Annotated in this window: 18 protein-coding genes; 14 read left to right on the forward strand and 4 right to left on the reverse strand. The window is 37.3% G+C overall.

The genetic code is table 11. The annotated features are described in order from the left end of the window. Positions 1–158: 158 nt before the first annotated feature. Both pflB and pflA read left to right on the forward strand, forming a co-directional pair. Positions 159–2,411: a formate C-acetyltransferase gene (gene pflB, locus ACNSTQ_RS19050; RefSeq protein WP_418201368.1), complete on the forward strand. Its 2,253-nt coding sequence runs from the start codon at positions 159–161 to the stop codon at positions 2,409–2,411. A 156-nt stretch (positions 2,412–2,567) separates the two neighbouring features. Next, positions 2,568–3,296, forward strand: a complete 729-nt coding sequence (gene pflA, locus ACNSTQ_RS19055) for a pyruvate formate-lyase-activating protein (protein WP_418201384.1) — start codon at positions 2,568–2,570, stop codon at positions 3,294–3,296. Between the two features lie 43 nt (positions 3,297–3,339). Here the strand turns inward: pflA and dctP are convergent, their stop codons facing one another. Further along, positions 3,340–4,368 carry a TRAP transporter substrate-binding protein DctP gene (gene dctP, locus ACNSTQ_RS19060; protein WP_418201369.1) on the reverse strand — a complete coding sequence of 343 codons (1,029 nt, stop codon included), beginning with the start codon at positions 4,366–4,368 and terminating at the stop codon, positions 3,340–3,342. Between the two features lie 237 nt (positions 4,369–4,605). Between dctP and moaA the strand changes: the two genes are divergently transcribed. After that, positions 4,606–5,592, forward strand: coding sequence for a GTP 3',8-cyclase MoaA (moaA, locus tag ACNSTQ_RS19065; RefSeq protein ID WP_418201370.1), 987 nt, complete (start codon positions 4,606–4,608; stop codon positions 5,590–5,592). 325 nt (positions 5,593–5,917) lie between these two features. Here moaA and ACNSTQ_RS19070 read toward each other — a convergent pair whose 3' ends face one another. Next, positions 5,918–6,676: an Mrp/NBP35 family ATP-binding protein gene (locus tag ACNSTQ_RS19070; protein ID WP_418201371.1), complete on the reverse strand. Its 759-nt coding sequence runs from the start codon at positions 6,674–6,676 to the stop codon at positions 5,918–5,920. A gap of 148 nt (positions 6,677–6,824) precedes the next feature. Between ACNSTQ_RS19070 and ACNSTQ_RS19075 the strand changes: the two genes are divergently transcribed. The 8 genes from ACNSTQ_RS19075 to ACNSTQ_RS19110 all read left to right on the forward strand — a co-directional run bounded on the left by ACNSTQ_RS19075 (position 6,825) and on the right by ACNSTQ_RS19110 (position 15,796). Then, complete coding sequence (locus ACNSTQ_RS19075; RefSeq protein WP_418201372.1) at positions 6,825–8,534, forward strand: methyl-accepting chemotaxis protein; 1,710 nt, start codon at positions 6,825–6,827, stop codon at positions 8,532–8,534. Positions 8,535–8,617: 83 nt separating this feature from the next. Further along, positions 8,618–9,751, forward strand: a complete 1,134-nt coding sequence (locus ACNSTQ_RS19080; protein WP_418201373.1) for a TIGR04053 family radical SAM/SPASM domain-containing protein — start codon at positions 8,618–8,620, stop codon at positions 9,749–9,751. A gap of 317 nt (positions 9,752–10,068) precedes the next feature. Next, positions 10,069–11,211 carry an MFS transporter gene (locus tag ACNSTQ_RS19085; RefSeq protein ID WP_418201374.1) on the forward strand — a complete coding sequence of 381 codons (1,143 nt, stop codon included), beginning with the start codon at positions 10,069–10,071 and terminating at the stop codon, positions 11,209–11,211. Between the two features lies 1 nt (position 11,212). Next, positions 11,213–13,336, forward strand: a complete 2,124-nt coding sequence (gene fdhF / locus ACNSTQ_RS19090; RefSeq protein ID WP_418201375.1) for a formate dehydrogenase subunit alpha — start codon at positions 11,213–11,215, stop codon at positions 13,334–13,336. 22 nt (positions 13,337–13,358) lie between these two features. Then, positions 13,359–13,901, forward strand: coding sequence for a 4Fe-4S dicluster domain-containing protein (locus ACNSTQ_RS19095; RefSeq protein WP_216831315.1), 543 nt, complete (start codon positions 13,359–13,361; stop codon positions 13,899–13,901). A gap of 30 nt (positions 13,902–13,931) precedes the next feature. Then, positions 13,932–14,465, forward strand: a complete 534-nt coding sequence (locus ACNSTQ_RS19100; protein ID WP_418201376.1) for a ubiquinol-cytochrome c reductase iron-sulfur subunit — start codon at positions 13,932–13,934, stop codon at positions 14,463–14,465. After that, on the forward strand, positions 14,458–14,652 hold the full coding sequence (locus ACNSTQ_RS19105) for a hypothetical protein (protein WP_216831317.1): 195 nt from the start codon (positions 14,458–14,460) through the stop codon (positions 14,650–14,652). Before ACNSTQ_RS19100 ends, ACNSTQ_RS19105 begins: the two co-directional genes overlap by 8 nt. Positions 14,653–15,085: 433 nt before the next feature. Further along, positions 15,086–15,796, forward strand: a complete 711-nt coding sequence (locus ACNSTQ_RS19110) for a Crp/Fnr family transcriptional regulator (protein ID WP_418201377.1) — start codon at positions 15,086–15,088, stop codon at positions 15,794–15,796. Positions 15,797–16,080: 284 nt separating this feature from the next. On the opposite strand, the gene ACNSTQ_RS19115 is transcribed toward ACNSTQ_RS19110, so the two are convergent. After that, positions 16,081–16,623 carry a hypothetical protein gene (locus ACNSTQ_RS19115; RefSeq protein WP_418201378.1) on the reverse strand — a complete coding sequence of 181 codons (543 nt, stop codon included), beginning with the start codon at positions 16,621–16,623 and terminating at the stop codon, positions 16,081–16,083. 303 nt (positions 16,624–16,926) lie between these two features. Here ACNSTQ_RS19115 and ACNSTQ_RS19120 point away from each other — a divergent pair, with 303 nt between their 5' ends. The 3 genes from ACNSTQ_RS19120 to ACNSTQ_RS19130 all read left to right on the forward strand — a co-directional run bounded on the left by ACNSTQ_RS19120 (position 16,927) and on the right by ACNSTQ_RS19130 (position 20,187). Next, entirely contained in the window at positions 16,927–17,643 is a 717-nt protein-coding gene (locus ACNSTQ_RS19120; protein WP_418201379.1) for a YwiC-like family protein, read from the forward strand. A gap of 424 nt (positions 17,644–18,067) precedes the next feature. Continuing rightward, a complete protein-coding gene (zwf, locus tag ACNSTQ_RS19125) occupies positions 18,068–19,549 on the forward strand; it encodes a glucose-6-phosphate dehydrogenase (protein ID WP_418201380.1) in 1,482 nt (493 codons plus the stop codon). Between the two features lie 17 nt (positions 19,550–19,566). Beyond that, complete coding sequence (locus tag ACNSTQ_RS19130; protein WP_418201381.1) at positions 19,567–20,187, forward strand: cyclase family protein; 621 nt, start codon at positions 19,567–19,569, stop codon at positions 20,185–20,187. A 114-nt stretch (positions 20,188–20,301) separates the two neighbouring features. Here ACNSTQ_RS19130 and gndA read toward each other — a convergent pair whose 3' ends face one another. Further along, on the reverse strand, positions 20,302–21,714 hold the full coding sequence (gene gndA / locus ACNSTQ_RS19135) for an NADP-dependent phosphogluconate dehydrogenase (RefSeq protein ID WP_418201382.1): 1,413 nt from the start codon (positions 21,712–21,714) through the stop codon (positions 20,302–20,304). Positions 21,715–22,496: the final 782 nt, after the last annotated feature.

Raw genomic sequence — 22,496 nt, forward strand, 5'->3', positions numbered from 1 at the left:
AATACTACTGAATTGTTATACTAGACCTGTAGAGTAAATTAGAAAAAATTAGAAAAGACGCTATTGAAAAAGCTAGGTTGTTTATATTGAAATAGTAATCTGTAAGTCATTTTGATAGCGTCTTAATCCCATTGTTAATTTTCAAGGAGTGAAAAAAGATGAGTCATCCAAACAGTTTCAGAAAAGGTAATTGGGACCAAGAAATAGATGTAAGGGACTTCATTCAAAAAAATTATACAGTATACGATGGTGATGACGCTTTTCTTGTAGGCGCAACAGAAAGCACTAAAAAATTATGGGAAAAAGTGATGGAGCTTACCAAAAAAGAACGTGAAAACGGTGGCGTATATGATTTAGACACTGAAATCGTTTCTACAATCACATCACATGGACCAGCATATTTAGATAAAGAGAAGGAAACAATTGTCGGTTTCCAAACGGATCAACCGTTCAAACGTTCATTACAGCCATACGGTGGTATTCGCATGGCAGCAACAGCTTGTGAAGCATACGGTTACAAGATGGATCAAGAAGTGGATCGCTTTTTTACAGAGCATCGAAAAACACATAACCAAGGTGTATTTGATGCATATACAGATGAAATGAAACTGGCGAGAAAAATCGGGATCATTACAGGTTTACCTGATGCTTATGGCCGTGGAAGAATTATTGGTGATTACAGACGTGTTGCTTTATACGGTGTTAATTTCTTAATTAATGAGAAGAAACAATCGCTTCAAGAAATGGGTAAAAGAATGTCTGAAGAAGTGATCCGTTTAAGAGAAGAGATTTCTGAACAAATTAAATCGCTTCAAGAATTGAAAACACTTGCTGCTTCTTACGGTTTTGACATTTCTGAGCCGGCGACTACGGCAATAGAAGCCTTCCAATGGTTGTACTTTGGCTACTTAGCTGCAATAAAAGAGCAAAACGGAGCAGCGATGAGCTTAGGACGAGTCTCAACGTTCCTCGATATTTATATTGAAAATGATCTAAAAGAAGGCCGTTTAACAGAAGAGGAAGCACAAGAATTAGTCGATCATTTTGTTATGAAACTACGTCTCGTCAAATTTGCCAGAACACCTGATTATAACGATCTCTTTAGTGGCGATCCGACATGGGTAACTGAATCAATCGGCGGGGTTGGAATAGACGGCAGACCTTTAGTCACAAAAACGTCGTTCCGATTCATTCACACGCTAACAAACCTAGGTCCAGCACCAGAACCGAATTTAACTGTGCTTTGGTCAACGAACTTGCCAGAGAACTTCAAACGCTATTGTGCAAAAATGTCGATCCAAACAAGTTCACTTCAATACGAAAATGATGATTTAATGCGTGTAGAATTTGGTGACGATTATGGAATTGCTTGTTGTGTATCTGCTATGCGAATTGGGAAGCAAATGCAATTCTTTGGTGCAAGAGCAAACTTAGCAAAAACGCTTTTATATGCGATTAACGGTGGGGTTGATGAAAAAGCGAAAATTCAAGTGACACCGATGTTTGAAAGAATTACGAGTGAATACTTAGACTATGAAGAAGTAATGTCTAAGTTTGATCATGTCATGGAATGGTTAGCTGAGCTTTATATTAATACTTTAAATATCATTCATTATATGCATGACAAATATAATTACGAGCGCATTGAAATGGCTCTTCACGACAATGAAATTTTACGGACGATGGCGACAGGAATTGCAGGTCTATCTGTAGTAGCTGACTCATTAAGTGCCATTAAGCACGCAAAAGTAAAAACGGTCCGTGATGAGAACGGAATTGTCGTTGATTATATCGTTGAAGGGGAATACCCTCAATTCGGAAACAATGATGATCGTGTCGATGAAATTGCTCAAGATATCGTCAGACGTTTTATGAAAAAGTTGAAAAAGCATGATACGTATCGTCAATCTACAACGACAATGTCCATCTTAACCATTACTTCGAATGTGGTTTATGGTAAGAAAACAGGAAATACTCCAGACGGAAGAAAAGATGGCGAGCCGTTTGCACCGGGCGCAAATCCTCTTCACGGAAGAGATAAAAAAGGAGCACTCGCTTCATTAAATTCGGTGGCTAAATTACCGTACCAACATTCACTAGATGGAATTTCAAACACATTCTCGATCGTTCCTAAGGCGTTAGGTAAAGAATCGGAAGACCGCACGACAAACTTAGTTGCTATCTTAGATGGGTATTCAGAGAAGAACGGGCATCACTTAAACATCAACGTCTTTGACCGCGAAACATTATTAGATGCAATGGATCACCCGGAATTATACCCGCAATTAACCATTCGTGTATCAGGGTATGCGGTGAACTTTATTAAACTAACAAGAGAACAGCAATTAGATGTAATTAACCGTACATTCCATGACTCCATTGGAGGAAAGCAACTAGTAACACCAGTATAAATAAGTGTGAAAATTGGTCCATCATAAAAGGATGAATATCACATAAAAAGATATAGGTGTCACATAAAAAGGGAGGTACCAGGCACCTTTAGTCCGCTAAAGGTGCCTGGTACCATTTAAAAATATCATCATGAATTTATTCAAAAGGGGCTTCTAATTATGAAAGGTTACGTGCATTCAGTAGAGACATCAGGTATGGTAGACGGGCCCGGAATTCGTTATGTCATTTTCACGCAAGGCTGCTTGTTACGATGTCAATTTTGTCATAATCCTGATACGTGGGAACAGAAAAAGGGTGAACCGGTTGATGTAGACGATCTAATTCAGGACATTGAAACGTATATCCCGTATTTAAAACGATCGAACGGCGGGGTTACGGTCAGTGGAGGAGAACCACTTCTGCAAATTGACTTTTTAATTGCCTTATTTAAACGATGTAAAGAATTAGGGCTTCATACAACGATCGACACGTCTGCAGGCTGCTTTTCGAAGAGTCAGTCGTTCCTTAAGTCGTTAGATGAACTTCTCCAATATACAGATTTATTCTTACTAGATGTAAAACAGATCGATAATGAAAAGCATAAACAGTTAACAACGGTCCCAAACACACACATTTTACAGTTTGCTCAGCTTCTTGCTGAAAAACAACGGCCAGTTTGGATTCGCCATGTGCTTATTCCGGGTATAACGGATGCAGACGAAGATTTAGAAAGACTTGCTTCTTTTATCGACACCTTATCGAATGTTGAGAAGGTGGAAATACTCCCATACCATCAAATGGGCGTTTATAAATGGGAGCAATTAGGGTTAGAATATCCGCTCTCGCATGTGAATCCACCAGATGAAGCAACAGTAATGCGAGCAAAGCAAATTCTTGGTATATAAACAAAGAGCGACTGACAATAGGTCAGCCGCTCTTACTTTTCCCTTACTCGGTAGCTTGTATTCGCTGAATGTACTCTCCGTATTTCTCAGCATGTTTTTCATATACAGGCTCTACGAGTTGACGGAAAGCATTTAGATCTAGATCTTCGCTAGAAATGATTTCTACTCCGTTATCAATTAAATTTTGCTTTTGCTCAGCTTCTAACTCTTGAGAAATGTTACGTTGTATTTGTGCATATTCTTTTCCTAGATTTATAATTGCTTCTTGAACATCTACGGGTAACGAGTTGTATACGTCATGATTTATTAATAGTGTCGCAGATGCATAGTATAATCCTACTTCAGAAAGATATTTCGTTTGTTCGTACACATTAGTACTCCAAATTACTCCGTAAGAAAAATCAGATCCATCAATAACCCCTTGTTGAAGACCACCGTATACTTCTGGAAAAGCCATCGGTGTAGCATTTGTCCCTAAAGCACTATACGTATCTAGTAATAGTTCGCTTTCAATCGTCCTCATTTTTAATCCTTTTAGATCTTCTGGAGTCATAATTGGCTTTACATTATTCGCTAAATGACGTTGGCCATTTTCCCAAAAGGCAATTCCTTTTAACCCTGAGTTGGACATGATCTCTAATATTTCTTGACCTACCTCACCATCTAATGTCTTATAAGCATGCTCTAAATCTTTAAATAAAAACGGGAATTCAATAGCTGTTACTTCAGGAACAAAGTTGCTGACTACACCCGTTGTAATCACACTCATATCTATAGTTCCTAATTGGACTCCTTCTAATAACTCTCTTTCGCCCCCTAAGGAACCGTTACCGAAAATTTCAAATTGTACTTGTCCATCTGTAGCCTCTTCCACAGCTTCTGCATAAGCTTCAAACCCGAGTGCATAAGCCTCTCCAGGTGGTGCAATATGTCCCACCTTCAGTGTAATAACTTCCGTTGCATCATTTTTTTCACTTGAGTTTGTTACACTGTTTGATTCGCCACAAGCTGTAAGTCCAACAAGACAAACAATGGAAGAGAGAATAGTTACCAACGATTTCTTTTTCATCATAGTTGCCCCCTAGATTTATGTAAGTCTATCAAAAGCGTGAAAACCCCCTTACACTTTAATGCCTAAAAGCGTTGAAGCGTAAAGTTGTTTTCTATTATAGACCATTATTTAATAAATTGCATCAAGATTTTGATTTTTTTTGTAATATTTTTAATTTAATAAAGTTTATGGTCAGTGATATTTTTCACAGAATAAACGATCATCATTTGATAAAGTAAGGTTAAAGGAAGTGATGATATGAATTTAGTTGATCGATTTGATCGGAAACATGATTACTTAAGAATTTCGGTTACAGATCGATGCAATCTCCTTTGTCATTATTGTGTTCCTAACGGGGTTCATGATTGTACAAGTTTTCAACATCTACTGACAGACGACGAAATAGTGAATATCGTTCAAGCTGGAGCACAACTAGGCATAAAGAAAATTCGTATTACAGGAGGAGAGCCGCTAGTTCGTAAAGGCCTTCCAAAGTTAATAGGGAGATTAAAAGAAATTCCTGGTATAGAAGATATCGCGCTTACGACGAATGGTATCTTTCTAGCAAAGTACGCTCAAGCGTTAAAGGACGCTGGTTTAAATCGAATAAACATCAGTCTTGATACTTTAAATGAAGAAAAATATACGAAGATTTCGAGAAACGGGAAACTGAAAGATGTCCTAGAAGGAATTCAAGCAGCTATCGATCATCAGTTACATCCCATCAAGTTAAATGTTGTTTTATTAAAAGACTACAATGTGGATGAGATTGAAACCTTTTTAAAGTGGACGATGAAAGAAAATATACAAATTCGCTTTATTGAATACATGCCGATTGGAAACCAACAATTCGAATGGTCCAAACAATATCAGTCCCTGTCAATTGTAAAAAATATAGCTGAAACGATTGGCATATATACTGAGCACGAAAGAAAAGAACTGGCAGGACCAGCACGAACATTTTCTTTTGAAAATGCGAAAGGAAGCTTTGGCTTAATCCATCCGATATCCAATGAATTTTGTGCTAGTTGTAACCGACTGCGCCTGACTGCGGATGGACATCTGAAATCGTGTTTGTTCTGGGAAGCAGAAGTACCTGTAAAAGCGATAGCCCATGACCATCACGCACTTATTGATGCCTATAAGCGAGCATTGTTTTTAAAGCCGAAAAATCATGAAATGGGGCAAACGATGTATGAACAAGGGACGCCAACTGTAAGAGCTATGTCGGCTATTGGTGGTTAAACCCTATATTATTTCACTGACAATCAGTAAAGACCCAAACTGAATTCACTATTCTTGGGAGCTTTACGTTATTCCTCATAGTCAGATCTACACATTGAGGCCGACTCATCTATGGAGTCGGCTTCTTTTTTTAGTAGGTTTCAAAAAACAAACAATGTATGTACTGTGTAAATGAGCTGAACTCGGTTTCCACATAACGTGATGGTATAAGGTGATGTTGAGCAAGAAGTCTAACCTTATGATAGGAAAGGGAAAGAGTGAATTTAATCAATAAGAAAAGCCGTTTCCATATCGATATAGAAACGGCTTTTCTGCAAGTATAAAATTAATTTATTGCTGTTTTTTGGTTTAATAAAACTTCGTCAATTTGCTGGGCAAGTTCATTAAAGTGAGCAAATAAATTCGTAGTCTCATCATAAATAGATGGAACTTCACCATTGTCATTCGGGAGAGCCATAGGTAAGGAAGCCAATAGTTGAGTATCTAATGTTTTAGATAATGTCTCCCCGCCGCCTTTTCCAAAAAGATAATATTTCTTATCTTGTCCAGGAGGAGAGAAATAAGACATATTTTCGATGACACCTAATATTTCATGGTTAGTATTTTGCGCCATCGTCCCTGCTCGTTCAGCTACATGTGTTGCTGTCGGGTGAGGCGTTGTAACAATAATCTCCTTGCATTCAGGAACCATATGATGAAGGTCAAGCGCAACATCTCCAGTCCCTGGCGGCATATCTAAAATTACATAGTCAAGTTTCCCCCAAATCACGTCTTTAAAGAAATGTTCGATCATTCGTCCTAGCATTGGACCGCGCCAAACAATGGGGTTATTTCCGCGCACCATAAATCCGGTGGACATAACACTTAAACCATGTGAGCCAACAGGAATGATTTTATTATTAATCGTTTTGGGACGATCTGTGATATTTAAGATTTTCGGTACACTAAAGCCGTAAATATCTAAATCTATGATAGCCACACTTTTATTTAATCGAGATAAAGCAAGAGCTAGATTTACGGATACCGTTGATTTTCCTACGCCGCCTTTGCCGCTAGTTACCGCAATTACATTTCCAGTAATCATCTTTTTCACTCCTAATTATTAAAGTAAAACCAATATAACTCTATTTTAGTATCTTTCTTTTATTTAAGATGTGACTTTTCTCACAACGGAAAATTATGAATATAGTTACAATCTAGTAAAAGAATGATAATTATTAAGAGGTGAGTATATGAAGAAAACGAGCGTTACTATGAAATTAGGAGTAATTATTTTTACAACGATTTTTATTTCAATGGCGATAATTTCCATATCCAATTATCGAATTATTTATGAAAAAGTAAAAGAAGCAGCGGCTATTGAATTGTACGGATGTGCCAATATAACAACAGGGCTATTAAATCCTACTGATATTGAACAACTTGCACAAGGAGACTTATCAAAGTCCGCAGAAATTGGGCAATTAATTAGCTGGACCGTCGATCATAAAGACATATTTGAAACACAGTACATACTTTCACTAGAAGGAAAGGTATTAGTAGCAGATGTAAACTTGCAAGCACAAGGATTTCAAGCAGGCGATATGTTTTATTTAGACGAAGAAGCTTTACACATGATGAAGTCAATGGGCCATCCCCATTATTCAGACATTTATGAGTTTGGTGGAATGAAACGACTTACAGGCTATGCACCAATCTTTAAAGATCACGATCCGAGTAAAGAAATGATTGCAATTAGTGCCATCGATTTTGATGCAAGCATTGTTCATGAGAGAACGTGGGATATGGTGAAAGGCGGTATTTTATTCGGAATTATTCCTCTATTAATTACGACAATCGTGACCATTTGGTTTGTTAGTAGAACAATGAAGCCTATTTCAGATTTTATCGTGTATGCCAAGAAAATCGCTCAAGGAGATTTGACTGCGCCACGTATAACGATTAACCGAAAAGATGAGATTGGTGAATTAGGCAATGATTTTAATTCCATGGTTGATCAGTTGCAAGAGATGGTCGGTGATGTCTCTGATAGCTCATACCAAGTGGCAGCTACATCTGAGCAATTATCCAAACAAGCAAAACAAGTGACGACAACAACGGAGCTGAATTCAGATCGAATTAAAAGTATTCAAGAAGATTCGCAACAGCAAGTAAGGAAATCGAACCATATTAATGAAGTTATTACTCACATTTCGAATGATATGGATAATGTACTGACACGAATAAAAAAATCATCTGAGATATCGAAACTCGCTAATGAAAAGGCTGATACAGGTGATGAAGTGATTAAGCGTGCCATTGAGCAAATGGAAAGGATAAAACAAAATTCAGTTTCAATGAAAGAAACGATGAATGGTCTTGATAAAAAATCAGAACAAATCAACGAGATCATATCGATGATAACAGCTATAGCCGATCAAACGAATTTATTAGCATTGAATGCAGCTATTGAGGCTGCCCGTGCAGGAGAGCATGGGAAGGGGTTTGCAGTGGTTGCTGATGAAGTTCGAAAATTAGCAGAACAGTCGTCAGCTTCAACAAACGAGATACGAGAGTTGATATCACAGATACAAGAAGAAACAACAGAAGCAGTCAAAACATCATCTCATGGTGACCAAACGGTAACAGACGGAATAGCAGTGATGAATCAAGCAGGTAATTCGTTCCATGAAATTGCAGAATCCATTAATGAGATTACAGGTGATGTCTACCATATTAGTAGTACGTTAAAAGAAATAAATGAAGAAATTCAAAAAATCGTAGAACTAACCAAAATAATCGTGGACATATCAGAGAGCCATGCAAATCATACAGACTTTGTTGCGGACTCGACTGAGCAACAAACTGCAGCGATGCAGGAAGTGAGTGCCGCATCGAGTCAATTAACGAGGATGTCTGAAAGGCTGCAAGAGAAAATCAATCATTTTAAATTAAAAGAGTGATTGTGATAGAGCTCACAGTCAAGACTAGGATTTTCTCTTATAGTCAAAGTAGAAGCTTTGCTGTAGAAGGAGAGTGGCTGAAAATGACCATAGATACTAATGCAAATGCAATTCACCAGAATTATAACGAATTTCCTTTCATCGTGATTTGGGAAGTTACACGAGCTTGTGCTTTAAAATGTCTTCATTGTCGTGCGGAGGCTCAATATAAAGCAGACCCAACACAATTATCATTTGAAGAGGGAAAACGACTAATTGATCAAATTGCTGACATGAATAACCCGCTTTTTGTCTTTACTGGCGGCGACCCGCTTATGAGACCAGATTTATTTCAGTTGGCACAGTATGCGATCCATGAAAAAAATCTTGCCGTCTCGATGACACCGAGTGCCACACCTAAAGTGACGAAAGCGGCCGTTGAAGAGGCGAAGCGTGTGGGTTTATCACGATGGGCATTTAGTTTAGATGGATCCAATGCAAAAATTCATGATTATTTTCGAGGGACAAATGGGTCGTTTGATCGAACAATGAAAGGTATTTCTTACCTGAAAGAATTAAGGATCCCAATTCAAATTAATACTACGGTATCAAACTATAATATTGATGATTTGGAGCGAATTAGCGAAGTCGTTAAAGATATGGGAGCTGTCCTTTGGAGTTTATTTTTCTTAATTCCAACAGGACGAGCTCAACAAAAAGACATGTTAACCCCGCACCAACATGAAGAAGTCATGAACTGGCTCGTTGGGGTGCAGGAAAAAATGCCGTATCATGTGAAAGCGACTGAAGCACCTCATTACCGGAGAGTGTTTTTGCAAAATAAACAGACTGCTACTTCTAGTAGACGTGGAAACCATTCAGATAATCGTTCGGTGGATCTTGAGAAACCACAGAAACGTACTGACATACTAGGACGTGCTCCAAAAGGGGTTAATGATGGAGATGGGTTTGTTTTTATTAGTCATACTGGCGATGTCTATCCAAGCGGCTTTTTACCTGTAAAATGTGGGAATGTTCGTGAGCAATCATTGTTAGATATCTATCAACAATCACCTGTCATGAAAGCCTTACGAAATAAATCTTTACTCAAAGGAAAGTGTGGCCAGTGTGAATTTAAAAACATATGTGGCGGATCTCGCGCTCGTGCCTTTGCCGTGCACGGTGATTACTTGGCAAGTGATCCGAGTTGTGGCTATATTCCAGCAACAATAACATAAATCAAATCTTTTAGATCAACAAGCTTCAATCGTATGATTGGGGCTTGTTTTCATTATAGGACTCTAGTACTAAACAATATTCTCGAAAAAAGCATTTTAAATTGTGTCATAAAGTTCACAGATCGTCTAAAGTTCATCCTTACTTTTCTACAAATAGCGTTGTATCAATAGTTTGCTTCCCCCCAAAAAAATTCTACCATTATTTTGTTACTATATTTTCTTATCTCGTGTGAAAAAACTCACAGTACTAAAATCGAGCTGCCTCTACAATAAGTTTAACAAAACAAATTGTGATTTAACGTAGAGGAGTGACAAGGATGACTCAGTTTGAAAAGTCCTTTTATTCAAAAACAAGTATGTATGCTTTCATTGTAGTTTTACTATTAATTACCTCGATGTGGATTGGTACAAAGCAGTTCAGCCATGTGGACATGATGTTGTTTGGTTATTTAATTTCATCATTTGTCTTTGCGATTGGGATGACGGTTAGAATATGTGCTTGGTCGATGCGACCAGCGACTCACCAAGTATTAAAAAGAACGATCCAAAACTTAAAAGCAAGAAAAAGACAAAAACGTAACATTAAATCTGTGATGCAAACATTAGTCGATAATATTTTATTCCAAAAATTTATTTTCAAGCGCGGCATTTATCGGGGCATTCAACACTGGCTTGTAGCTTGGGGCTGTATCGGATCTTTTGCGATTACATTTGGACTGACGTTTGGCTGGATGCACTTTAAACTCGTTGATGCCACGACATACCAACTTGTAGTGATGGGGTACCCAATGATCAAGATGGCAGCAGACGGATTATTCGCAGAATTAGTTTTTAATGGCCTAAACATTACCGCTTTAATGGTATTAGGTGGAGTCGTCATGATGATGATCCGACGCCAAAGAGACAAAGGTGTTCAAGTGACACAACGGTTCGAATTTGATTTATTTCCTTTATATATGCTTCTAGCGGTAACAGTATCTGGCTTATTATTAACGGTTTCTTATAAATTTTTAGGTGGCTTTATTCATTCTTATTTAGCGCTTTTTCACCAATTTACGGTTGTGATTTTCTTAGTATACTTCCCGTTTGGAAAGCTGTTCCACTTACCAATTCGTCCATTAGCTGTGGCGGTTCCGATGAACTACCAAGAGCAATTGAAGGTCGATACTCGACCATGTAAAAAATGCGGAACAACATATAGCAGTGACGATCAAATTGATGATGTTAAAGATATTTTAGGAGTGCAAGCCTTTGACTTACAACTAAAAGACGGTTCTTATTTAGCGGACTACTGTCCATCGTGTCGAAGAAGAATGCGTGTAATGAGCCAATTAAATTTAGAAAATGCAGCAGGGAATCCATTTGGACCGATCCAAACGAATAACGGTATTCACATTCCAGGGTTTGGCCGCAAACGTTCTGAAAACTTTTATGATGAAACAAGAGAAGGGGAGAAATAAAATGACGGACTATCTTGTAAAAGAAGGCGTAAAAAACTTACAACATGAAGGAGAAAAATTAATTTCAACACACTGTTGTTACTGCGGAATGCAGTGCGGCATGCACATTCGCCTAGATGAAAAAACAAATAAAGTCGTAGGGGTAGAGCCTCGTTACGACTGGCCAGTAACACTTGGAAAGCTTTGTCCTAAAGGGGTAACCGCTTATCAAACGATCGATCACGACGAGCGAATTACAAAACCGCTAATTAAAAAGAACGGACAATTTGTTGAAGCAACTTGGGAAGAAGCGCTTGATCTGATTGAGAAAAACTTTAAAAAGCTGCAAAAAGAACACGGTAAAGATGCACTGAGTGTATTCGGTGGTGTATCGATGACAAATGAAAAATGTTACCTTGTTGGGAAATATGCTCGAGCTGCACTAGGTACGCGTTATGTTGATTATAATGGCCGCTTCTGTATGAGTTCAGCTGCTGGCGGGTTTATGCAGACACTTGGTACAGATCGGGGATCAACATTACCATGGCCAGAGTTAGAGCATACGGATTGCTTCTTTATGGCTGGTTCAAATACGGCTGAATGTCATCCAACAAGTATCCAATGGTTATGGAAAGCGAGAGACAAAGGAGCGAAAATGATCGTTGCAGATCCTCGTGAAACTCCAACTGCTCGAATTGCCGATGTACATCTTGACCTTAGACCTGGAACAGATGACACATTAGCAAGTGGAATGCTTCATCTGCTCATTAAAGAAGGCTATGTAGATGAGGCTTATGTCAACGAGCGTTGTAATAACTATGAAGAACTAAAACAAGCAGTAGAAGGTTTTACACCTGAATTCACTTCGAAAATTACGGGTGTCGCAGTAGAAAAAATTGTGAAAGCCGCTCACATCTTTGGACGTTCTCCTCGATCAGTTGTCATGTTTGCACGAGGTATTGAACAGCAATCTAAAGGTGTAGACAATGTTAGACTTTATACGTCAATGGCGCTTCTAAGAGGACAAATTGGTAAATTCGCATCAGGTGTAGCAACATTTACTGGTCAAGCGAACGGTCAAGGTGGACGTGAACACGGCCAAAAAGCTGATGCACTTCCAGGTTACCGTAAAATTTCTGATCCAGAAGCAGTTAAATATGTTTCGAGCGTATGGGGAATTGACCCCGCTGATATGCCGAGAGAAGGGGTATCTGCGTACGAAATGTTTGATGAAATTGAGGAAGGTCGCATTCGCGGAATGCATGTCATGTGTAGTAATCCAGCGGTATCAGCACCTAACCTTCAACATATATGGAATGGATTTAATAAATTAGACTTTTTAGTTGTAAGTGACTTCTTTATGTCAGAAACTGCTGAATTTGCAGATGTTATTCTTCCAGTAACATCTTGGGCAGAAGACGAAGGGACAACGACTAATCTTGAAGGTCGAGTCATTCGTATTCGTAAAGTAAAAGACCCGATTGGAGAATCGAAAACGGATTGGCAAATTATGAAGGCGATTGCAGAGCGAATGGGTAAAGGACATTTATTCAACTACAACAATGCACGTGAGATCTTTGATGAGTTCCGCTTAGCTTCAAAAGGTGGAAAAGCTGATTATTACGGGATTACGTACGAGCGAATTGACCAAGAAGACGGTGTATTTTGGCCATGTCCTTCAGAAGACCACCCGGGAACACCAACGATGTTTAAAGAGAAATTCGGAACTCCTGATGGAAAAGCAATTCTTCCAATTGTTAACTACCGAGACTCAGGAGAAGTCCCTGATGAGGAATATCCGTTGTATTTAACAACTGGACGTGTGGTTTTCCACTTCTTATCCGGAAGTCAAACTAGACGAACTGAATTTTTAATGCAGCAATGTCCGGTACCTTATGCGGAGATGCATCCAGCACTTGCAAGTCAATATGGCCTCGTAAATGGGGGCACAGTGAAATTAATGACAAGACGTTCAGAAATGGAATTAGAAGTTCGATTGACGAAAGCAATTCGTGAAGATACAGTGTTTGTTCCTTACCATTGGGGCAAAGAACTTGCGGTTAATGTATTAACAAATCCAGCTTTAGATCCAGTTTCGAGAATGCCTGAATTTAAAGTATGTTCGGTAAAAATGAAAAAGGCCTAAATGGGATAAGGAGTGTTCTGCAATGAAAAAAGTTATGTATTTAGAATTTGAAAGGTGTATCGGCTGCCGCTCATGTCAAGCGGCATGCCGTGAATGTGGCGGTCACGATGCAAAAGAAAGAAACTACGTTGAATATGTCGACTTTATGGAAAGTAGACAAACGTTTCCTATGTTATGTATGCAATGTAAGGACCCAGCATGTGCACGAGTATGTCCGGCGAATGCAATTCAAATAACAGAAGAAGGTGTCGTCCTTTCGGCAATGGAAGAAAAGTGTATCGGTTGTCGTAACTGTACGTTTGGATGTCCATTTGGTATACCAAAATTCGACTTTGAAGAAAATAAGATGTACAAATGTGATATGTGTTATGACAGAACCCAATACGGGATTTCCCCGATGTGTGCATCAGTTTGTCCGAGTGATGCGATCCGTTTTATTGACTTCGACGAAATGCAAGCTTTACGCAGACGTCGTACACAGATGAACTTAATTGAAGGAAAAAAACCTTCAGAACAAGATAAATGGCAATACGTGCCTGAGTTTTTCGGGGTGTATTCGGATTAATGATTTTCTAAGACCAGAGGAGGGATAAAGATGACAGATAAGAAGAAACTCGGTCGAAATCAAAAAGACAGTCAAGATGATATGGTTAATCTTGTCGATAATATTGATCGTGATGACGATTTAAAATTTAACCGTCGTGCTTTCTTAAAGACGGCAGTAGGAGCCTCAGTAGCGTTAGGACTTGCAACAGTACCATTTTCAGTACGAGCGATGCTGGGTTTTGCTGAAGACGATTTTGAACGAACGGAAATAGCCAAAATGGTGAATGTACCAAAAGGAAGTTCAATTACATTTAACTACCCAACAGATAAAGATCCAGCCATTCTTATTCATACGAAGGCTGGTGAGTGGTTAGCGTATAACAGTGCTTGTCCACACTTAATGTGTCCGGTTTTTTATGAACCAGAAAAAGAAGAATTAGTTTGTCCGTGTCATAAAGGATATTTTGACTTACACAGTGGGCAACCGATGGCTGGCCCGCCGCAACGGGAGTTACCGCTAATTGAAATCGAATTAGATAATGGGGTCGTGTATGCGGTGGGAAGGAAAATTCGCCATGGGTAAAAAAATCTGCTGGGCCATTATATTAATAACGATTGCTGTGAATGTCGTGATGCTACAATGGACGATTGAAGCGTATTTAGGTGTCGAGTATGAGAAAATTTACACTTATACAATTGTTGGAGTCGTTTCATCGGTTATTGCATTTTTAACGTACTTAAAGTGGCGGAAATTAGAATACACCAATTAGTGAGAAAGCCAACATATGCCAACTAAAATGGTCTTTTTAGGACATTTTAAGCAGATTTGTTGGCTTTTTTCTTTTCTAAATAAGTTAAGTTTCTTTATTGTGTCAATTTTACCAAAGATTTATGGAGATGATCGAAGTGTAGATTATTATACAAAAGGTCGGAGTAGGGAAAAATACACCTAAGTAATTCAGGGTATTCACCGATTGATAATACATAACAGCTAACGTATCATCAGAAGTAAGAAATTTTGCATAAGTACTGTATCAATAGTGATTACAAAGGAAAACCTAATCGATACGAAAAGTTGGTTAACGATCGAGAAGTGGGTTTAATAAAAGTGAGACATTTCATATAATAAAACACTTATTAATAATCTTTTGTAGAGTTTACACATAAATGCAACTAGAAAAGTAAAATTGGAGTGAAGTAAAAGTGGAGAAGCGAACGGTTGAAATGAAAAGGTTTTTTAGTGAATTGTCACCTGAAAACCAACGAATTCTTTTAGATGTAGGTACGGAAATAACAGCCGATGAAGGTACTGTCTTATTTGTTGAAGGTGATTATCCAGAATTCGTATACTTAGTTCGTTCAGGGCAAGTTAGCTTAAGTAAGATGACGATTGATGGAAAAGAGTTTTCTGTTCATTTAAAACAAAAAGATGAACTAGTTGGTGAAGTTGGTTTATTCAACGAAATGGCGATCAGTGTAACGGCTAAAGTTGTTGGAAAGGCTAAATTAGTGCGCTTTGAACGTGAGCAATTAGAAAACTTATTTTGCCAAAATGGTGAAATTGCTATGGCTTTCATGAAGTGGTTCACAAGACACACCCAATCGACACAAGCTAAATTCCGAGATCTTTTACTTTGTGGTAAAACAGGAGCTATTTACTCAACATTAATTCGCTTCTCTAACTCTTATGGGATTGATCATGAAGAGGGAGTAAAAATAAACGTAAATCTAACGAATCAAGATTTGGCTAATTTTATTGGTACATCAAGAGAAAGTGTAAATCGTATGCTAAATGACTTGAAAAAAGAAGAGGTAATCGAGTTAGACGATGGTTATATCGTCATAAAAAACATCAAATTCTTAAAGGATTATTTGCACTGTGGCGATTGTCCCGTAGAAATATGTACAATTTAAAAGGGAGGTTGACTTTTGCTTTGCACTCCTCGTTATGAGGTTTGCTTGTGCAAATAAAGTCAGCCTCTTTTTATAAGAGAGTGAAGCGAAAACGGTCCAAAAGCAACAAAGTATACGAAAACAGCCTTTTATAATTAATTATACTAAAACATTATGAAATTGAGCGTGTGAAAGTTTCACACGCTTTTTAGGCACACTTATTAAAGGTTTAAAAGGTTAATTGCAGTCAAGAAGGTAAGCGGGACTTATAATCATATAGAAAGATCAAAAGTTTTTTTATGTGCTTAGAAAAATTCTCCGGTTGCAGCAATAGACATTTTACTTTGAGAGAATACTTTTTCACCGAAACGTGTTAATAACGTGATGCTTTTAATTTCGAATGTTTGCCCATCTGCTAGTTCATAATCTACTAGGATCCCGTCTGCTAACTTTTCATTTTCTGAAAAAATCTCAACTTTTTGTCCTTCCATAGAGCGATGCTTTGCTTTTAAAATAAATTCTCGCCATTCTTTAAATCGATGGGATATAAAAGCTTGGCTGCCATCTGGCAAATATCCGATAAAGGCTTGTGTATCATCAAGTGTTGACTCAGCGCTATGAAGAAGTAGTTGTTCAATAAGTTCATGAATTTTTTCTAATTCGGCTAAATTCAACTCAGGAGGGAAGGAAAGAAACCAACATTTTTCTTTAAGATGATGGACAATTTTCAATTCATGTATGTGGTTAATTTTGCTTTGGAAATGCTCAGTGGAATCTCGTAATATTGATCCATTGATCGTGATGGACAAAGGTTCTAAATGTTCATATGAAATCGTAACGGATAACATGAAAACATCCTTTCTATCTAAGTGTAGCCCTAATGTAACAAAATAAGATATGGGTGGCAGTGCAAAAAATCACACAAGCATTTTACTATTTGTGATGTTTTTCACATCAAATAATATAAGAATAAGCTAAACTTATTGTAGAAAGGCTGTATAAGTCTTTCCTCCCCCATAACTGGCGCTAATCATTCACAAAATTATGTTTGATAAGCGCCAGCTATCATTTACTGTTCATTCTAAGTATGAGCAATATAATCTGGTTTTAGCTAGCTTATTTATTGTAGCGATAGAAAGGCGAGATGATAAATGAAATTATTCATTCCACGAGAACATGGTGCATGGGCGATGTTAATTATCCCATATTTATTAGGTGCATTATTTAGCGAAACGAAATGGCTTCATTTGTTTTTCTTCATTGGCATTTTGAGCTTTTATTTTGCTACTGGACCGCTTCTTTCTTATATTCGAAGGCCGAAATTGGGAAAAGAGGTTCTTCCAGCTCTATTACTCTATATTCTTATAGGTAGTTTCTTTGTAGTTCCCGTGCTTGTCATATATCCATTTTTAATTTTATTATTTCTAGTAATCAGCCCGTTTTTTGGGTTAAATTTATGGTTTGCAAAGCAAAAGAAAGAGCGGTTGTTTGTCAATGATGTCGTTGCCATTGTTGGTTTTTCGTTACTTGTACTAGTTGCTTTTTACATCGGTAATGGTGCTATTCCATTACAAGCATATTTCATCATGTTGTTAAATGTTTGCTTCTTTATTGGTAGCGTTTTTCATGTGAAAACTTTCATTCGTGAACGAGGTAACAAACGTTTTCAAAAGCTTTCTAACTTCTATCACGGTGGACTCATTATCGTACCGATGTTATTGGGCCTTCCATTCGTGGCATTAGCTTTAGCTGTAAGTTCTCTAAAAACATGGATTATGCCGAAGAAACCAGTGAAGCCAATAACATTAGGAATAATTGAAATAGGCAATAGTGTTGCCTTTGTCTTTCTGTTAGTTTTCTTTTTATAGAATATATCCAACAAAAACCATCCACTAAAGGTACCAGGTACCTTTAGTGGACTAAAGTGTCTTAGGATAGAACTCTCACTGTTGGTTTGACCTTAGGCATTATTACCTTCAATATCCCCTCATTTATAATAAGCTTAACTTCCATTAGATGTAATTTCCAAGGTTTAAGTTGATTAAAATTATGAAAAATGCGGACAAATTGATTGATTTTAACAATCTGCTCGTCTAGAATTGAAATGTTGTGTCCTATTTCTATTTAGTCATTCAATAGGACATGATAATTTCACCATAGTAGGGGAAATTAAAAGGAATAGGGTGTACATATGAATTTTTAAAGGTTTTTTATGTTAATAAAGTAATTGATAAGAAGGAATATTTAATTTCCTCCTAAATTAATAGTGAGAGATAAGAGAGGCCATTACTGATGAACACAAAACCGAAATCTACATTAGTTATTTTTGGAGCAACTGGTGATTTAGCAAAAAGAAAGTTATATCCTTCTATTTTCAACTTATTTAAAGGAAATAAATTATCTGAAGAGTTTGCTGTTGTTGGATTAGGCAGAAGATCGTGGACAGATAATACGCTCCGCGAAACCGTAAGACAATCATTGGGAAAGAATGCAAATGAAGAGTTAGTCGAAAAGTTTTGTGAGCATTTTTATTACTTACCATTTGATGTGCAAGAAAAAAATTCATATCACGAACTAAATAGTCTACTGAATGAATTAGATACTAAGCATCATATACCAGGTAACCGAATTTTTTATATGGCAATGGCACCTGAATTTTTTGGTACAATAGCGTCTAACCTAAAATCTGAGGGATTGACAGATACGGATGGATGGACAAGGCTTATTATTGAAAAGCCATTCGGTCATGATTTACCATCTGCACAACAATTAAACCGTGAAATACGTGAAGCATTTGCTGAAGACGAAATTTATCGTATTGATCATTACTTAGGGAAAGAGATGGTCCAAAACATTGAGGTAATTCGTTTTGGTAATGCTATTTTTGAACACTTGTGGAGTAATCGATACATAGAAAATATTCAAATTACATCAAGTGAAACATTAGGGGTAGAAGACCGTGGCGGGTATTATGAAAAGTCAGGTGCCCTTCGTGATATGGTACAAAACCATATGTTACAAATGGTATCCTTACTTGCAATGGATCCGCCATTACGGTTAACTCCTGAAGAAATTCGTAGTGAGAAAATAAAAGTACTTCGTGCACTTCGTCCTATCCCACGAGAGAAAATCAGTGACTATTTCGTTCGTGCACAATATGGACCAGGTGAAATTGATGGAAATGAAGTAGCAGGCTACCGAAGTGAAAGTAATGTAGACCCTGAATCATATACAGAAACATATGTTGCTGGAAAGTTAGTCATTGATAGTCATAGATGGGCTGGAGTACCTTTCTATATTCGTACTGGTAAAAGAATGCGTGTTAAATCAACAGAAGTTGTTATTCAATTTAAAGATTTGCCAATGAATCTTTATTTAAATAAAGAAGAAAAAGTTCATCCTAATTTGTTGATCATTCATATTCAGCCGGACGAAGGGATTTCATTAGTGTTAAATGGTAAAAAGATGGGGACATCTGGTGGAAGTGTACCGGTTCAACTCGATTATTGTAATGATTGTGTGGATACCGGAAATACACCCGAAGCTTATGAACGTCTCATTTATGATTGTATGCTAGGTGATGCAACGAACTTTGCCCACTGGGATGAAGTAGATTTATCTTGGACGTATATTGATATGATTTCAAAGGCGTGGGAAAGTCGAGAAATTGATATTCATACTTATGAAGCAGGGTCCATGGGGCCTAATGCTGCAGATGAATTGTTAGCTAGAGACGGAAACCATTGGTGGTCAACTAACGATATAAATAAATAGAAAGAGGTATTTACACAATGAAAGTGATTGATATTAGCGTGCCGATCTATGAGGGTATGCCCGTATATAAAAATAAGCCCGAGAAACAACCGAAATTACGTACGGAAACGAACGATTATGTAACCGAATCTCGTCTTGATTTAGATGTTCATTCCGGAACTCACGTTGATTCTCCGTTACATATGGTCGTTGATGGAAAAACATTTGAAACGATTGAATTAGAAAAATTAGTAGGCCCTTGTAAAGTACTTGATTTAACTCACGTTGAGGATCGTGTTACCTCGGCAGATTTACAAGGTTTAGATATTGTAGAAAATGACTTTATTTTATTAAAAACAAAAAACTCGTTTGATGAAGATTTTAATTTTGATTTTATTTTCTTAGCTGAAGACGGGGCAAAATTCTTAGCGGAAAAAGGAATACGTGGAGTTGGCATTGATACTTTAGGGATTGAACGTAGCCAAGAAGGACACCCAACGCACAAAACACTTTTTGGAAAAGATATCATTATTATAGAAGGTTTACAATTAAAAGAGGTTGAAGCAAAAGGATATTTAATGGTTGCAGCTCCACTGAAGTTAATTGGCACAGATGCGTCTCCTGCACGTGTATTATTACTTGATGGTGTAACCGTGTAAAAGAAAAAGTATAATCTAGAAGCATTATGGGTATAACGGCCCTTATGCTTCTTCTTTTTTAATTGTAAAAAAAGCAGACCTCTCATCAGCAATGAATTGAGGCCTGCTTTTTATTTATTTTTCCAGCCAGTTTGTATGGAAAGTTCCTTCTTTATCGATACGTTGATACGTATGTGCTCCAAAATAATCTCGTTGTGCTTGTAAAAGGTTAGCAGGGAGTCTTTCACTACGGTAGCTATCAAAATAAGATAGTGCTCCAGATAATGCTGGCACTGGAATGCCGCTTTGTACTGCCAGTGAAATGATATCTCTTAAAGCCCCTTGATATTGGTCAGAAACTTCTTTGAAATATGGATCTAAAAGAAGGTTTGATAAGTCCGGGTCACGATCGTATGCTTCCATTATATTTTGTAGGAAACCAGCACGAATAATACAACCATTTCTGAAGACCATCGCAATTTTACCGTATTGAAGATCCCAATTGTATTCTTCTGAAGCTGCTTTTAGTTGAGCGAAGCCTTGAGCGTATGAACAAATTTTACTGAAATAAAGAGCCTGTCGAATGGACTCAATGATCTCTTCTTTATTTCCTTTAAATTTGGGTTGGCTTGGACCTGATAAAATAGTACTTGCTTTCACCCGTTCCTCTTTCATTGCTGATAAGAAACGAGCAAATACAGATTCTGTAATAATCGGAAGAGGTACTCCTAAATCTAAAGAACTTTGACTCGTCCATTTTCCAGTTCCTTTTTGACCTGCAGTATCTAATATTAAATCAACAATCGCTTCGCCTGTCTCAGGATCTTTTTTCGTAAAAATGTCTGCTGTAATTTCAATGAGGTAACTATCTAGTTCCCCTTTATTCCATTCCGCAAAAATCTGATGCAGTTCATCATTCGATAAATTTAAGCCTTCTTTCATTAAGAAATAAGCTTCGCATATTAACTGCATGTCACCATACTCAATTCCATTATGAACCATCTTAACGTAATGACCTGCACCATCAGGACCAATATAAGTACAACAAGGGTCACCATCTACTTTTGCAGAAATACCTTCTAACATCGATTGGACTAAATCATATGCTTCTTTTTGTCCTCCAGGCATAATTGCCGGCCCTTTTAATGCTCCTTCTTCACCACCAGAAACACCTGCACCAATAAAATGAATACCCTTTTCAGCAAGGTATTGATTACGCCTCATCGTATCAACGAAATATGTATTTCCACCATCGATTAAAATATCTTTTTCAGACAGGTAGGGTAATAACGACTCGATTGCTTTGTCTGTAACAGCACCAGCTTGAACCATTAATAGTATTTTTCGTGGGACTTCAAGTGATTCTACAAATTCCTCTATACTATATGTACCTACAATATTCTTTTCACTATGTTCAGCAGTAATATTCTTTACAGTTTCTGTTGAGATATCATAAATGGAAACAGAGTGTCCTTTACTTTCAAAGTTTAAAGCCAAACTTTTTCCCATGACGCCTACACCTAAAACACCGATTTGTTGTTTTGACATTAAATTTTACATCCTTTCTATGTTCACTATCATGACACTAGCATGACAACATTAAAAATAATACCGAACTATTGTGTTTATGTAAAACGTAACTTCTTATTTAGTGCATTCTTTTTTACCAGAATTAATGAGCTGTCTTTATTTAAAGTTTTGCTTCATTATTCGCGAAATAAACCAAGTTATATTCTTTTTGCTTATAGTTTGCTAACTGCCACATCTTTTATTACAGATTAGACAATATAAATTTCCGGTGATTAATATAGAAGCAAGAAGGTAAATAAAAATGGATAAAATTGGCGTGTTATAAGCTGTTGCTTATAAGTTGAAATTTTGGTATATTATTTTCTATCGCCACTGGAGCGATCTATTTGATGCACATGATGATTGCTTTTATCTTATAAAAAAGTTATTGCGTTAAAGTTGATAATTTGTTATGATATATTTTGTCGCTTCGTTAAGTCTGAAGTTGATATCAGAAACAAATTAATACTACCAAAAAAAAGTTGTTGATTAAATGTTACTAGCATGATAAGATATAATTCTTGTCACTAACAACGACAACAAAAAGTTCTTTGAAAACTGAACAAAAAGCCAAGCGAAATAAATGAGATACATGATATCTCGTCAATGTTTTAAAACGTCACAGTGATGAATAAACTTCGATTAAGAACGCAACGTCCTGTTGCAACATCGAAGCCACCACATCCTGTGGAAGTGAGCTATATCAAACACTTTTATGGAGAGTTTGATCCTGGCTCAGGACGAACGCTGGCGGCGTGCCT

Origin of the sequence: Alkalihalobacterium sp. APHAB7 (genome assembly GCF_048323755.1) — a bacterium.
Lineage (GTDB): Bacteria > Bacillota > Bacilli > Bacillales > Bacillaceae_F > Alkalihalobacterium.

Excerpts from the sequence above, each read along its gene's own strand:
- pflB (WP_418201368.1), top strand. The coding sequence starts at position 159 with ATGAGTCATCCAAACAGTTTCAGAAAAGGTAATTGGGACCAAGAAATA.
- dctP (WP_418201369.1), bottom strand. The coding sequence starts at position 4,368 with ATGATGAAAAAGAAATCGTTGGTAACTATTCTCTCTTCCATTGTTTGT.
- moaA (WP_418201370.1), top strand. The coding sequence starts at position 4,606 with ATGAATTTAGTTGATCGATTTGATCGGAAACATGATTACTTAAGAATT.
- ACNSTQ_RS19070 (WP_418201371.1), bottom strand. The coding sequence starts at position 6,676 with ATGATTACTGGAAATGTAATTGCGGTAACTAGCGGCAAAGGCGGCGTA.
- ACNSTQ_RS19075 (WP_418201372.1), top strand. The coding sequence starts at position 6,825 with ATGAAGAAAACGAGCGTTACTATGAAATTAGGAGTAATTATTTTTACA.
- ACNSTQ_RS19080 (WP_418201373.1), top strand. The coding sequence starts at position 8,618 with ATGACCATAGATACTAATGCAAATGCAATTCACCAGAATTATAACGAA.
- ACNSTQ_RS19085 (WP_418201374.1), top strand. The coding sequence starts at position 10,069 with ATGACTCAGTTTGAAAAGTCCTTTTATTCAAAAACAAGTATGTATGCT.
- fdhF (WP_418201375.1), top strand. The coding sequence starts at position 11,213 with ATGACGGACTATCTTGTAAAAGAAGGCGTAAAAAACTTACAACATGAA.
- ACNSTQ_RS19095 (WP_216831315.1), top strand. The coding sequence starts at position 13,359 with ATGAAAAAAGTTATGTATTTAGAATTTGAAAGGTGTATCGGCTGCCGC.
- ACNSTQ_RS19100 (WP_418201376.1), top strand. The coding sequence starts at position 13,932 with ATGACAGATAAGAAGAAACTCGGTCGAAATCAAAAAGACAGTCAAGAT.
- ACNSTQ_RS19105 (WP_216831317.1), top strand. The coding sequence starts at position 14,458 with ATGGGTAAAAAAATCTGCTGGGCCATTATATTAATAACGATTGCTGTG.
- ACNSTQ_RS19115 (WP_418201378.1), bottom strand. The coding sequence starts at position 16,623 with ATGTTATCCGTTACGATTTCATATGAACATTTAGAACCTTTGTCCATC.
- ACNSTQ_RS19120 (WP_418201379.1), top strand. The coding sequence starts at position 16,927 with ATGAAATTATTCATTCCACGAGAACATGGTGCATGGGCGATGTTAATT.
- zwf (WP_418201380.1), top strand. The coding sequence starts at position 18,068 with ATGAACACAAAACCGAAATCTACATTAGTTATTTTTGGAGCAACTGGT.
- ACNSTQ_RS19130 (WP_418201381.1), top strand. The coding sequence starts at position 19,567 with ATGAAAGTGATTGATATTAGCGTGCCGATCTATGAGGGTATGCCCGTA.
- gndA (WP_418201382.1), bottom strand. The coding sequence starts at position 21,714 with ATGTCAAAACAACAAATCGGTGTTTTAGGTGTAGGCGTCATGGGAAAA.